Genomic DNA, 13,229 nt, shown 5'->3' with positions numbered 1-13,229 from the left:
GGGCGAGGAGCCGATGGCGGCGCCCATCATGATGAACATCGGGATCGAGACCAGGGTGAAGTCGTCCAGCGAAGCATAGAACGTCTCGGCGACGACCTGCAGCGAATCGGTTCCGTGAAAGATGATGAGAAAGAAGATGGCGACGACACCGAGTCCGAACGCCACCGGCATGCCCGACATCAGGACGACAAGGGTTATGCCGAGAATGGTCACGCCCTGGGCGACCGGGCTCATGCCGCCTCGCTCCGATCGATGCCGAAGGGGGGGTCTTCGCCGGTCGACAGCTTGACGATGTCGACGACATATTGCAGCGACAGGATGCCCAAGCCGATGGGCATCGAGCTATAGGGAATCCACAGCCGCGCCCGCCACATCGTGAACGAGACCCAGTTATTGTCCCAGGCCTCCTTGAAGAACAGAAAGCCCAGAACCATCAAAGTTAGACAGAAGGCCAGCGACAAAAGGGCCGCGACCAGCGCCAGCCAGAAGCGCGGCCTCGGCGTAAGGTAGATCGGCAGAACGTCGACATTGACGTGGCCGCGGGTGAGCAGCACGAACGGGCTGCCGATGAAGGTGGCGGCGATCAGGCTGTAGGTGACGAAATCGGTCTGCCAGATGGTGTTCTCGTTCAGCACGTAGCGCACGAACACCATGTGGCAGACGACGAAGACCGCCGCCGCGATGAGCGTGCCGGCGACAATCCCGCAGATCTGCGAGATGAGCGTCACCGCCCGGACGAAAAGGTCCATCCCGCTGTCCCTATGGCCCTGTCGGCCCAATTGATTCCACAGGGCCGGGCAGGGTGCCAGACTCGATTGGAAGGAAAGGCTCCGGCCGGCGGACCCTCCCGCCGGCCGGATGCGACGGAAGCGGCTATTCCACCGCCAGGGCTGCGTCGATCAGCGCCTGGCCGTCCGGAACCTCTTCCGCGAACTGCTTGTAGGAGCTTTCCTTGGCCACCGCGATCCAGGCGTTGTACTCCTCCTCGGTCATGGTGACGACCTCGACGCCATTCTTCTTGTAGGTCTCGACCATGTTTTCGTCGAGGCCCCTGGACTCCTTGTCGAAATACTCCTCCGACTTCTTTCCGGCCGCCAGGAGAGCCTCCTGCTGCTCCTTGCTCAGGGCATCGAAGCTCTTCTTCGACATCAGCACCGGCTCGTACATGAACCACAGAGCATTCTCGCCGGGAGCGGTCAGGCATTTGAGCTGCTCATAGAGGCGGAAGGAGACGAAGCTGCCGGCGCTGGTGTCGGTCGCCTCGGCGACGCCGGTCTGCAAGGCGGTGTAGACCTCGCTCGAGGGAATCGAGACGATGCTGGCGCCGGCCTGCTGCCACATCGCGGCGAAAGTCGCGCCGGCGGAGCGGACCTTCAGGCCCTTGATGTCCTCGGGCTTGCGGATGCAGCCCGCCTTTGAGCCGACGGCGCCGGCAAGCCAGGCATCAGCCAGCACAATGACGCCCGCTTCCTCGATCTTCTTGTTGATCTCGGCCATGAACGGCGAATCGTTGAGCCGCTCGGCCTTGTCGTGATTGCGGACCAGGCCCGGCATCAGCGTGGCGCCGAACGCGCGCACCTTGCCGCTGGCATAGTCGAGCGGGAAGGCGGAGATGTCGAGCTGGCCGGTGACCATGGCGTTCCACTGCTCGGTGGGCTTGAACAGCGAGGCGCCGGGATGAATCTGGATTTCGAGCCCGACATTGGCGGCGGCGACCTCGCGCGCGATGATCTGCACCATCTCGTCGCGCACGTCGCCCTTGCCGCCCGGAAACTGGTGGGAAGCCTTGAGCGTGACCTCCTGGGCGCCGGCCACGCCGGCGAAAATGCCCATTGCCGCCGTAAAGGCGAGAGTCGTGATGAGTGTCTTGTTCATTTCGAACCGTCCTCCCTGACGTTTTTGAAGCTACATGGCGAAAGTCGCGCCATCTCGGCATGCCCGTCGCGCGCGAGTCAAGTAGCTTGTATAGAATGTCCCGGACAGAACCGGAAACTTGCGGGAAAGACGCAGCATGGCCGAGCGCGAAACCAAGGAAACCGCGCCGCCACCTAAGGCGAAACAGGGCGAGACCGGGCCGTTTCTGGCCGGGCTCGACGCGCTCATCGCCGCCGCGGCGCGGCAGAAATGGGTGATCGCGGCGGCAAGCCTGGTGGCGCTTTTGGCCGCTCTTTCCGGCGCCGTGCCGGTTTCGGCCGCCGCGGCCGGCTGGGTGCTGGTGGTCATCGCGGCCCTGGTCGCGCCGGCGCGCGTGCCTGAACTGCCTGAGAAAAGTTCTGCTTCCTTCGATATGGCTCGCCCTGCCCCAACCGCGCCGATGGCGCCCGCCCTGATCTCGGTCATTCCCGACCCCTGCCTGCTGCTCTCCGCCGACGGCCGCATCCTCAATCACAATGCGGCGGCATCGGAACTGTTCGGCCGGATCGTTGCCGGCCGGCCCGTCTCCGCCGTGTTGCGGGCGCCCGAGATCGCCGCTGCGTTGCGCCAGGCCCAGCAGGGCGGCGATGCGGTCCGCGTCGATTATTTCGAGCGCGTTCCGATCGACCGCTGGTTCGAGGCGCATATCGCACCGATTCATGGCGCCGAGCGGCCAGGAGCGGCATTCCTTCTCCTGCTCCACGACCTCACCAAGCAGCAGCGGGTCGAGCGCATGCGGGTGGATTTCATCGCCAATGCCAGCCACGAGCTGCGCACGCCGCTCGCCTCGCTGGCGGGGTTCATCGAGACGCTGCAAGGCTCGGCCCGCGACGATCCGAAGGCGCGCGCGCGGTTTCTCGACATCATGCGCGCCCAGGCGCAACGCATGTCGCGCCTGGTCGACGACCTCCTGTCCTTGAGCCGGATCGAACTCAACGCCCATATTCGCCCCTCGGCGCAGACCGACCTTGCCGCCGTCGTCGCCAGCGTCGCCGACAGCCTGACCCCGCTTGCGGCGGCGGCCGGGGTCAAGATCGAGCTCAGCCGGCCGGACGCGCCGGTTCTGGTGGTGGGCGAACGCGAGGAACTCACTCAGGTGTTCCAGAACCTGATAGAAAACGCGATCAAATATGGCGCGGAAGGCGACCGGATCGAGGTCACGTTGGATCCGGCGGTCGGCGCCGGCAAGGGCGAGGTCGCCGTCAGCGTGCGCGACTACGGGCCCGGGATCGCGGCCGAACACCTGCCGCGCCTGACCGAGCGCTTCTATCGGGTCGACGTCGCCTCGAGCCGCGAGAAGGGCGGCACCGGCCTGGGGCTCGCCATCGTCAAGCACATCCTGAACCGCCATCGCGGGAGCATGCAGATCGCGTCGGTGCCCGGGGAGGGCGCCACCTTCACGGTCCGCCTCAACCTTGCCGACAATGCAGGTGGCCGCGACAAGCCGGCTGCCGGATAGGGCGCTCGTTCTATCCGCAACCGTCATCGAACTGTCACAAAACTGACATAATGCGTTTATGGTCCGCATTTACCGCTCGCCCATCGGGGCCGGATTGCCCCGATGTCGGGCTTTTGAACCCGACTTCCGTCATGCTCCAATAAGGGAGAGCGCAAATGAAGTTCCTCCAACTCCCGGTCGTCGCCCTGTTTGCGGCTGCGATCAGCGTCAGCAGCGTCCAGGCGGCCGATATTTCGGGCGCCGGCGCGACATTCCCCTATCCGATCTATGCCAAGTGGGCGGACGCCTACAAGAAAGAGACCGGCAACGGCCTCAACTACCAGTCGATCGGTTCCGGCGGCGGCATCAAGCAGATCAAGGCCAAGACCGTTACCTTCGGCGCCAGCGATGCGCCGCTCAAGGGCGACGATCTGGAGGCGGGCGGCCTCGCCCAGTTCCCGATGGTCATGGGCGGCATTGTTCCGGTCGTGAATCTCGAAGGCATCAAGGCCGGAGAGCTCGTGCTCGACGGACCCACCCTCGCCAGGATCTTCCTCGGCGACATCAAGAGCTGGGACGATCCGGCGATCAAGAAGCTCAACCCGAATGTGAACCTGCCGTCGAGCGCCATCGCCGTCGTGCATCGCTCCGACGGCTCGGGCACGACTTTCAACTTCGTCTACTATCTTTCCGACGTCAGCCCGCCGTGGAAGTCGAACGTGGGCGTTGCCACGTCGGTTGAATGGCCGACAGGCATTGGCGCCAAGGGTAACGAGGGTGTGGCCAACAACGTCGCCAACACCAAGGGCTCGATCGGCTATGTCGAGTATGCCTATGCCCTGCAGAACAAGCTGACCTACACCCAGATGGTCAACAAGGCCGGCAAGACGGTCACCCCGACCTCCGAGGCCTTCCAGGCCGCCGCCGCCAATGCCGACTGGAACTCGCAGCCCGGCTATGGTGTCATCCTGGCCAATCAGCCTGGCGACCAGTCGTGGCCGATGACGGCTGCGACCTGGATCCTCATCTACAAGCAGCCGGCAGATCCCGCAGCCACGGCCGAGGCCCTTAAGTTCTTCGCCTGGGCCTACAAGAACGGCGGCAAGATGGCCGAGGAGCTCGACTACGTGCCGATGCCCGCCAAGGTGGTCGATGACATCGAGCGGATGTGGGCCGCAGAGATCAAGGACGCGAGCGGTAAGCCGATTTTCGCAATGTAACGTCAGTGTCAGTCCGTGTTTGTGGCGTCAGTGTCAGTGAGTGAGCATAATTGCCAAGGGCGGCGATACTTCGCCGCCCTTGCACAAGAAAAGCGCCCGTCAGGGCGCTTGCCGTGAGAGCGGGGGCGAGCATGAGTGACGCGCTGATCGATGCCAGGCCATCGCTTGCCGACGAGCAACGCCGTCGCGCCCGCACCCTGCGCCGCTTCAATATCGGTGACCGGACATTCCGCCTGGTGACGGAGATCTGCGCCATCGCCGTTCTTGCCGTCCTTGCCGGCGTCATCCTCGCGCTTGTCGACGGTTCGTGGTTAGCACTGAAGACGTTCGGGCTTGATTTCTTCGTCACCCAGAGCTGGAACCCCGTCACCGAGAAGTTCGGCGCGCTGGCGCCGATCTACGGCACGGTCGCAACCTCGGCGATCGCCATGCTTGTAGGCGTTCCGATCAGCATCGGTATCGCCATCTTCCTGACCGAGATCTGCCCCGTGTACCTGCGCCGGCCGATCGGCACCGCCATCGAGCTGCTTGCCGGCATCCCGAGCATCATCTACGGCATCTGGGGCCTGTTCGTATTAGCGCCGGTGCTGCAGGTCTATGTCCAGCCGGCACTGATCGACACGTTCGCCGGCGTGCCGGTACTGTCGCAGCTCTTTGCCGGGCCGCCTTACGGCATCGGCATCCTGACCGCCGGTTTGATCCTGGCAATCATGGTGCTGCCGTTCATCACCGCGATTACGCGCGATGTCTTCGAGACGGTGCCGAGCGTGCTCAAGGAGGCCGCCTACGCCATCGGCTGCACCCGCTGGGAAGTGATCCGCCGCGTCGTCATCCCCTACACGAGAGTCGGCATGATCGGCGCTGTCATGCTCGGCCTTGGCCGCGCCCTCGGCGAGACCATGGCGGTGACCTTCGTCATCGGCAATGCGCATCGCATCTCGACCTCGATCCTGGCGCCCGGGACGACGATCTCGGCCAGTATCGCCAACGAATTCACCGAAGCGGTCGGCGATCTTTACACCTCGTCGCTGATCGCGCTCGGACTGATCCTGTTCTTCATCACCTTCATCGTGCTCGCCGCCGCCCGGCTGATGCTGCTGCAGCTCGAGCGCAAGGTCGGCGCTTAATGCAGCCCGCCACGCCAAGACGGATCTATGCGCGTCGCCGGCGCCGTGACGCCGTTGCCACCAGCCTTTCAATGGCCGCCGCCACCTTCGGCCTCGGTTGGCTGGTGCTGATCCTCTCTGTGCTGGTGTGGAAGGGGATGGGCGGACTGTCGCTCGCGGTGTTCACCGAGATGACGCCGCCGCCGGGCAGCGCCGGCGGCCTTCTCAATCCGATCATCGGCAGCTTGATCCTGACCGGCCTGGCGGTCGTGTTCGGGACGCCGCTCGGCATACTGGCCGGCACCTACATGGCCGAATTTGGACGCTACTCGAAGCTGACGATCGTGGTCCGCTTCATCAACGACATTCTCTTGAGCGCACCGTCGATCGTCGTCGGCCTGTTCGTCTATGAGGTCATGGTCGCCCGGATGGGGCACTTCTCCGGATGGGCCGGTTCGGTGGCGCTCGCCATCATCGTCCTGCCCGTCGTGGTGCGCACCACCGAGGACATGCTCCTTCTGGTGCCGGACACGCTGCGCGAAGCAGCCGTCGCCCTGGGCACGCCGCGCTGGCTGGTGATCCGAAATGTGGCCTATCGGGCGGCCCGCGCCGGTATAACGACCGGAGTGCTGCTGGCGATCGCCCGCATCAGCGGCGAGACCGCCCCGCTGCTCTTCACTGCGCTCAACAACCAGTTTTTCAGCACCAACCTGAACGCGCCGATGGCCAGCCTCCCCGTGGTCATTTTCCAGTTCGCGCTCAGCCCCTATGATGATTGGCAGCAGCTCGCCTGGACGGGCGCCCTGATCATTACCTTTGCGGTGCTGGGCTTAAGCGTCTTGGCGCGGGCCCTCACCGCGACAAGGACGCCGGAATGACCATGGACTTGCGGATTGCCGTCAAGAACAACGATGCGACGGCGTCACGGGCGTCGCTGCGCGAAAAGATCTCCATACGCCATCTCAACTTTTATTACGGCGATTTTCTGGCCCTGAAGGACAACAATCTGGACCTCTACGAACACCGGGTGACCGCCATCATCGGGCCGTCCGGTTGCGGAAAGTCGACCCTTCTGCGCGTGCTCAACCGCATCTACGATCTGTATCCCAACCAGCGCGCCGAGGGCGAGGTGCTGCTCGACGGCGAGAACATTCTGGCTCCGGGACACGACCTCAACCTGCTCCGGGCGAAGATCGGAATGGTGTTCCAGAAGCCGACGCCGTTCCCGATGACGATCTACGAGAACATCGCTTTCGGTATCCGCCTCTACCATCGCTTGTCACGGTCAGAGCTTGACGCGCGCGTCGAGGGGGCCTTGCGGCGCGCGGCGCTATGGGACGAGGTCAAGGACAAGCTCGGCGCCAACGGCCTGAGCCTGTCGGGCGGTCAGCAGCAGCGCCTGTGCATCGCCCGCACCATCGCGGTGGAGCCCGAGGTGATCCTGCTCGACGAGCCGGCCTCCGCGCTCGATCCGATCTCGACCGCGAAGATCGAGGAGCTGATCGACGAGCTGAAAGGCGATTACACCATCGCCATCGTTACCCACAATATGCAACAGGCGGCGCGCACCTCCGATTTCACCGCCTTCATGTATCTGGGCGAGCTCATTGAATTCGACGATACCTCGACCATTTTCACTAAGCCGGCCGACAAGCACACCCAGGACTACATCACCGGCCGCTTCGGCTGAGCGTGACTTGAGGAAATTGACCATGACCGAACATATCGTCCGCGCCTTCGAGGAAGAGCTCGTGTCTCTCGGCGAAAAGATCGCGCAGATGGGCGGCATCGTCGAGGGCCAGCTCGCCGAGGCCGTCGACGCCCTCAAGCGGCGCGACGCGGAGCTGGCGCAAAAGGTGATCTCAGACGACAAGACCGCCGACACCTTCGAGCAGGCGATCGAGGAACAGGCGATCCTGATGATCGTTCGCCGCCAGCCCATGGCCCTCGATCTGCGCGAAATCATGGCCGCGATCCGAGTTTCGGCCGAGCTCGAGCGCATCGGCGATCTGGCCAAGAACGTCGCCAAGCGGGTGCTGGCAATCGGGACCGAGGTCCAGCCCAAGCGCCTGATCCACGGTGTCGAACATATGAGCCGCATGGCCATGGAACAGTTGAAGAATGTTCTCGATTCCTATTCCCAGCGCGACGCCGAAAAGGCCCTCGCGGTGTGGCGGCGCGACGAGGAGGTCGACTCCATGTACACCTCGCTGTTCCGCGAGCTGCTCACCTACATGATGGAAGACCCGCGCAACATCACCGCCTGCACCCACCTCCTGTTCGCGGCCAAGAACATCGAGCGCATCGGCGACCACACCACCAACATCGCCGAGATGGTCTATTATCTGGTGCATGGGGAGGCGCTGACCGATCAGCGGCCGAAGGGCGACGAGACCAGCACCACCGCCGTTCCCTACCCCGTTTCGGAGGAGTGATCGCGCGGTGACGCCGCAAATCCTGATCGTCGAGGACGAAGAGCCGCTCCGGGTCCTGCTGCGCTACAATCTGGAGGCGGAAGGCTACGAGGTCGCGGCCGCGGCGGGCGGCGACGAGGCCGAGACGCTGATCCAGGAAAAGGCGCCGGACCTGATCCTGCTCGACTGGATGTTGCCGGGGATCTCCGGCATCGAGCTGTGCCGGCGGCTGCGCAGCCGCGCCCAGACGCGCCAGGTGCCGGTGATCATGCTGACCGCGCGCGGCGAGGAGACCGAACGCGTCCGCGGCCTCATCACCGGCGCCGACGACTATGTGGTCAAGCCATTCTCGGTTCCCGAGCTGTTGGCCCGCGTGCGCGCCCTGTTGCGCCGGGCCCGTCCCGATCTCGTCGCCGAGACGCTGCGCGCCGGCGACATAGAACTCGACCGCGCCGCCCACAGGGTGCGCCGTTCCGGGCGCGAGATCCCCCTGGCGCCGACGGAATACCGGTTGATGGAGTTCCTGATGCAGAACCGCGGCCGGGTCTATTCGCGCGCCCAGCTCCTCGACAGCGTGTGGGGCCAGGACGTCTATGTCGAGGATCGTACCGTCGACGTGCATATCGGCCGGCTGCGCCGGGCGCTCAGGCGCGGCGGGGCTAAGGACCCGATCCGCACCGTGCGCGGCACCGGCTATTCCTTCGACGAGAAGTTCTGAAGCCGGGTTGCTAGCGGCCGCCGGTCGCTGCGCGCTGCGCCCGACGCTCCCGCCGGCGGTCCTGCAGCGGCTGATAGGCGATGCGCGCGTGATAATCGCAATAGGGGCCGCCGATCTCCGAGTTCCGGCCGCAGAAATGGAACTCCTCGTCGCCGGGATCGCCGATCGGCCATTTGCAGGTATATTCGGTCAGCTGCAGGATGGTCTTGCGCTGCTCCTTGGGAATGACCAGTTCGGCGATTGGAGCCGGCTCCGGCTTCGGCCGCGTCCGCGCGAGCAGAACGCTCTCGGCCTTGAGCGCGGTGTTGCCGATGGTCGCAAACCCCGGCTCGCCGTCGCGCTGCGGGCGCATGCTGCGCATCCGCCGCGGCCGCGCGGCCGCTCCCCGGGTCGGTTTCGCCCGCCCCGACAGCCCCAGCCGGTGGACCTTTCCGATAACCGCGTTACGCGTCACGTTTCCGAGCTCGGCCGCGACCTGACTTGCACTCAACCCCTCGGCCCACAGTTTCTTCAGCAATTCGACCCGTTCTTCCGTCCAGCCCATGGCCGCTCTCCAGTTTAGTATTCCGCCGCAGGTAGAATCCCGGAGCCTTGCGCCAGGCCGCAGCCCGGCACGCGGAAAAGGGAACACATGAACTAGGGGTGTCGCGACCTCGTACCTACGAGATCTCGTAACGGACGATATACAGATTACAATAAGCCCGGACTCCTCCGCAAGGGGAGCCCTAGCGGTTTGCCCGGTTTTCCCCAATCAAACGCCATGCGGCAAGGACGGCGCGCCGATTTCGCCTGTACATTGACACACTCCGCATTGGGTTCGATAATCCGCAACACTGCGCCGCCGGACGACCGGCGGCGTTTTGGCTTCTTGTCGAATTGCTGTTCTCAGGGGCGGGAAAACGCCATGCAGTCCCATATTCTGCCGACCTATGCGCGCGCGGATCTCGCCTTCGAGCGCGGCGAGGGATGCACGCTCTATACGGCCTCCGGCGAGCGCTATCTCGATTTTTCAGCCGGCATCGCGGTCAACGCGCTCGGCCATGCCCATCCGCGCCTGGTCGCAGCGCTGACCGAGCAGGCCGGCAAGCTGTGGCATGTCTCGAACCTGTTCCGCATCCCCGGCCAGGAGCGGCTTGCCGCGCGGCTCTCGGCGCTGACCTTCGCCGACCTCGTCTTTTTTACCAATTCCGGGGCCGAGGCGGTCGAATGCGCGATCAAGATGACGCGCAAGCACTTCGCCGCCAAGGGCGCGCCGGAGCGCTATCGGCTGATCACCTTCGAGGGCGCGTTTCACGGCCGCACGCTGGCGACCATCGCCGCCGGCGGCCAAGCCAAGCATCTCGACGGCTTCGGCCCGCCCATGCCCGGCTTCGACCAAGTGCCGTTCGGCGATCTTGCCGCGGCGAAGAAGGCGATCACCGAGGAGACCGCGGGCTTCCTGATCGAGCCGATCCAGGGCGAAGGCGGCATCCGCACGGCGCCAGTGGGCTTCCTGAAGGCGCTGCGGGCGCTCGCCGACGAGCATGGGCTCATCCTGGCGCTCGACGAGATCCAGTGCGGCATGGGCCGCACCGGGCGCCTGTTCGCGCACGAATGGGAGGGCATCACTCCCGACATCATGGCCATCGCCAAGGCGATCGGCGGCGGCTTTCCGCTCGGCGCGTGCCTGGCAACCAATGACGCAGCCGCGGGCATGACGGTCGGCTCGCACGGCTCCACCTATGGCGGAAATCCGCTCGCCATGGCGGTCGGCAATGCGGCGCTCGAGATCATCGCCAAGCCCGCCTTCCTCAACCGGGTCGACCAGGCTTCGGCCCGGTTGTGCCAGAAGCTCGCCCGGCTCGAGGACGAGGCCGGCGGCGTCATCGAGGAGGTGCGCGGGACCGGCCTGATGCTGGGCCTGAAATGCGCCGTTCCCAATGGCGACCTGGTCAAGGCGCTGTTGGCCGAGAACATGCTGACGGTGGCCGCCGGTGACAATGTGGTGCGGCTGTTGCCGCCGCTCATCGTCTCCGACGCCGAGATCGACGAGGCCGCGGGCAAGATCGCGGCGGCCTGCGCGGCATTGGCGCCGCAGGTCCAGGCGCCGGCCGCGCATCCATGAGGAGACGGAGGCGAACATGCCGCCGCAGCACTTCCTCGATATCAGCGATCACGACGCGGCGACCCTGCGCGGCATCCTGAACCACGCGGCCCGCATGAAGGTCGACTGGAAGGCCGGCCGGCGCGAGGCCCAGTCGCGGCTGCTTGCCGGGCTTGCGCTCACCATGATCTTCGAGAAGCCGTCAACGCGGACTCGCGTCTCCTTCGATCTGGCCATGCGCCAGCTCGGCGGCCAGACGCTGACGCTCTCCCACGACGAATTGCAGCTCGGCCGCGGCGAGACCATCGCCGACACCGCCCGCGTTCTGTCGCGCTACGCCGACGTCATCCTGCTGCGCACCGGCCATCACGACCATCTGCAGGAGCTTGCCCGCTTTTCCGAAGTGCCGGTCATCAACGGCCTCACCGACCGGTCGCATCCCTGTCAGGTCATGGCCGACATCATGACCTTCGAGGAGCACCGCGGCGCGATCGAAGGCTCGATCGTCGCCTGGGTCGGCGACGGCAACAATGTCGCCCGCTCGTGGCTGCACGCGGCGGGCCTGTTCGACGTGCGCATGCGCATCGCCTCGCCCGCCGGCTTCGCGCCCGACCCGGAGACGCTGGATTGCGCGCGCAAGACGGGCGCCGACATCCACCTCTTCGAAGACCCGGCCAAAGCGGTCGCCGGGGCCGACTGCGTCATCACCGATACCTGGGTGTCGATGAGCGACAATGACGGCAAAGAACGCCGGCGCGACTTCATGCCCTACCAGGTCACCGAGGCGCTTCTGGAAAAGGCCGCGCCTGACGCCATATTCATGCATTGCCTGCCGGCCCATCGCGGCGACGAGGTCACCGACGCGGTCATTGACGGTCCGCGCTCGGTGGTCTGGGATGAGGCGGAAAACCGGCTGCACGTGCAAAAGGCGATCCTTGCATGGTGCCTCGGCGGGGACGAGTAGCAACGCTTAAACAATGACCGTACACCAACATGGACACAAGCGCGCCGGCGCGCGCGACGATCTCGTCATGCCCTTCGAGGCGGAGGGTCTCGACGTGCGCGGGCGCATCGTCCGCCTCGGGCCCGCCGCCGACGCCATCCTGTCGCGCCACGCCTATCCGCCGCCGGTCTCGCGCCTGCTCGGGGAGGCGATCGCGCTCGCCGTGCTGCTCGGCGCCTCGCTCAAATTCGAGGGCCGCTTCATTCTGCAGACCCAGAGCGACGGTCCGGTGTCGCTGATGGTCGTCGACTTCGACACGCCCGACAGCATCCGCGCCTGGGCGAGCTTCGACGCCGACAGGGTGCTTGTTGCGGAACAGACGGGCGCGGGTCCGGCCGATCTCCTCGGCGCCGGGCACCTGGCGATGACCATCGACCAGGGCCAGGACACCTCGCGCTATCAGGGCATCGTGCCGCTCGAAGGGGCGAGCCTGGCCGACGCCGCCGACCTTTACTTCCGCCAGTCGGAGCAGATCCCGACCCTGGTGCGGCTCGCCGTCGCCGAGAGCGTGACGCCGGCCGCCAACGGCGAGACCCCGGGCCGGGCCTGGCGCGCCGGCGGCATTTTGATCCAGCACCTGCCCAAGGGCGAGCGGAGGCCTCCGCGCGATCTTCCGCCGGGAGACGCGCCGGAAGGCCTGGCGGCGGCGCCCGAAACCGAGCCCGACGCCTGGACGGAGGCGCGCGCGCTCACCGAGACGGTGGAAGCGCACGAGCTGACCGACCCGACGCTCGAGCCGGAGCGGCTGCTCTTGCGCCTGTTCCACGAGCGCGGCGTGCGGGTCTTCAGGGCGCGGACCTTGCGCGAGTCCTGCGGTTGCTCGCGTCGGCGCATCGTCGAGATGCTGCGCCGTTTTTCGGCCGAAGAGCGCGCCGACATGGTGGAGGAGGAGAGCGGCGAAATCGTCGTCACCTGCCGCTTCTGCTCGACCGTCTATCCGGTCCGTCCGGAGGAAATCTGACCTTGCGCCGGGCTGGGCGCCTGCGTTCACAAACGAAGTGCAACGCCCTGGCCCCATCCTTCGAGACGCGGCTTTCTTGGTCCCTGTCGTGGCGGAGTTCATCCTCGGGCCTGCCTTCGGCACGACCCGGGGGGCGATGCCCGGGGGGCAATCCATGCGGCGGTGCCATTACACCCCCACCCAGCTCCGCGTAAGCCGGCCAGGGCCGGAAAGGCTTCGTATCCCTCCCCCGTCAAGGGGCTATCGTATGCACACATCTCAAGTGAGCCGCCCAGGCCATTTCGAAAAAGCGAGTCTTTCCAACAAATGCGAAGGCACCGGATACTGACCGTTTCTCCTAAGGTAGGGCAGATAAGTTATTGGAATCATTGA

The 13,229-nt window shown here is 65.5% G+C and carries 14 protein-coding genes; 10 read left to right on the top strand and 4 right to left on the bottom strand.

From position 1 onward, the window contains the following. From Q8P46_01635 to dctP, 3 genes are all read right to left on the bottom strand, one after another. A partial coding sequence (locus Q8P46_01635; GenBank protein ID MDP2618873.1) for a TRAP transporter large permease subunit occupies nt 1-234 on the bottom strand: 234 nt, incomplete at its 3' end. After that, nucleotides 231-749, bottom strand: a complete 519-nt coding sequence (locus Q8P46_01630) for a TRAP transporter small permease subunit (GenBank protein MDP2618872.1) — start codon at nt 747-749, stop codon at nt 231-233. The genes Q8P46_01635 and Q8P46_01630, both read right to left, overlap by 4 nt. Before the next feature lie 124 nt (nt 750-873). Beyond that, on the bottom strand, nt 874-1,833 hold the full coding sequence (gene dctP, locus Q8P46_01625; GenBank protein ID MDP2618871.1) for a TRAP transporter substrate-binding protein DctP: 960 nt from the start codon (nt 1,831-1,833) through the stop codon (nt 874-876). A gap of 178 nt (nt 1,834-2,011) precedes the next feature. Here dctP and phoR point away from each other — a divergent pair, with 178 nt between their 5' ends. The 7 genes from phoR to phoB all read left to right on the top strand — a co-directional run bounded on the left by phoR (nt 2,012) and on the right by phoB (nt 8,810). Further along, a complete protein-coding gene (gene phoR / locus Q8P46_01620) occupies nt 2,012-3,373 on the top strand; it encodes a phosphate regulon sensor histidine kinase PhoR (GenBank protein ID MDP2618870.1) in 1,362 nt (453 codons plus the stop codon). Between the two features lie 155 nt (nt 3,374-3,528). Beyond that, nucleotides 3,529-4,572 carry a phosphate ABC transporter substrate-binding protein PstS gene (gene pstS / locus Q8P46_01615; GenBank protein MDP2618869.1) on the top strand — a complete coding sequence of 348 codons (1,044 nt, stop codon included), beginning with the start codon at nt 3,529-3,531 and terminating at the stop codon, nt 4,570-4,572. A 131-nt stretch (nt 4,573-4,703) separates the two neighbouring features. After that, a complete protein-coding gene (gene pstC / locus Q8P46_01610; GenBank protein ID MDP2618868.1) occupies nt 4,704-5,699 on the top strand; it encodes a phosphate ABC transporter permease subunit PstC in 996 nt (331 codons plus the stop codon). After that, nucleotides 5,699-6,556 (top strand): phosphate ABC transporter permease PstA, encoded by an 858-nt coding sequence (pstA, locus tag Q8P46_01605; protein ID MDP2618867.1) that lies wholly within the window; start codon nt 5,699-5,701, stop codon nt 6,554-6,556. The genes pstC and pstA overlap by 1 nt, the downstream gene beginning before the upstream one ends. Nucleotides 6,557-6,558: 2 nt before the next feature. After that, on the top strand, nt 6,559-7,368 hold the full coding sequence (pstB, locus tag Q8P46_01600) for a phosphate ABC transporter ATP-binding protein PstB (GenBank protein ID MDP2618866.1): 810 nt from the start codon (nt 6,559-6,561) through the stop codon (nt 7,366-7,368). A 22-nt stretch (nt 7,369-7,390) separates the two neighbouring features. After that, on the top strand, nt 7,391-8,113 hold the full coding sequence (gene phoU, locus Q8P46_01595; protein MDP2618865.1) for a phosphate signaling complex protein PhoU: 723 nt from the start codon (nt 7,391-7,393) through the stop codon (nt 8,111-8,113). A gap of 7 nt (nt 8,114-8,120) precedes the next feature. Beyond that, the gene (gene phoB, locus Q8P46_01590) at nt 8,121-8,810 is read left to right on the top strand and encodes a phosphate regulon transcriptional regulator PhoB (GenBank protein ID MDP2618864.1); all 690 of its coding nucleotides are present in this window, start codon (nt 8,121-8,123) and stop codon (nt 8,808-8,810) included. Nucleotides 8,811-8,820: 10 nt separating this feature from the next. Here the strand turns inward: phoB and Q8P46_01585 are convergent, their stop codons facing one another. Continuing rightward, nucleotides 8,821-9,354 (bottom strand): GcrA family cell cycle regulator, encoded by a 534-nt coding sequence (locus Q8P46_01585; protein ID MDP2618863.1) that lies wholly within the window; start codon nt 9,352-9,354, stop codon nt 8,821-8,823. Between the two features lie 360 nt (nt 9,355-9,714). Between Q8P46_01585 and Q8P46_01580 the strand changes: the two genes are divergently transcribed. Genes Q8P46_01580 through Q8P46_01570 form a run of 3 tightly spaced genes read left to right on the top strand, consistent with a single transcriptional unit; the run spans nt 9,715 to nt 12,857 of the window. Next, the gene (locus Q8P46_01580; protein ID MDP2618862.1) at nt 9,715-10,914 is read left to right on the top strand and encodes an aspartate aminotransferase family protein; all 1,200 of its coding nucleotides are present in this window, start codon (nt 9,715-9,717) and stop codon (nt 10,912-10,914) included. 16 nt (nt 10,915-10,930) lie between these two features. After that, nucleotides 10,931-11,857 carry an ornithine carbamoyltransferase gene (argF, locus tag Q8P46_01575; protein MDP2618861.1) on the top strand — a complete coding sequence of 309 codons (927 nt, stop codon included), beginning with the start codon at nt 10,931-10,933 and terminating at the stop codon, nt 11,855-11,857. Nucleotides 11,858-11,870: 13 nt separating this feature from the next. Beyond that, nucleotides 11,871-12,857 carry an Hsp33 family molecular chaperone gene (locus Q8P46_01570; GenBank protein MDP2618860.1) on the top strand — a complete coding sequence of 329 codons (987 nt, stop codon included), beginning with the start codon at nt 11,871-11,873 and terminating at the stop codon, nt 12,855-12,857. The last annotated feature ends 372 nt before the right edge of the window (nt 12,858-13,229 follow it).

The organism is Hyphomicrobiales bacterium, from assembly GCA_030688605.1.
In the GTDB taxonomy this organism is placed as follows: domain Bacteria; phylum Pseudomonadota; class Alphaproteobacteria; order Rhizobiales; family NORP267; genus JAUYJB01.
Note: the sequence above shows the minus strand (reverse complement) of the source record. Positions and strands in the feature narration are given on the sequence as shown.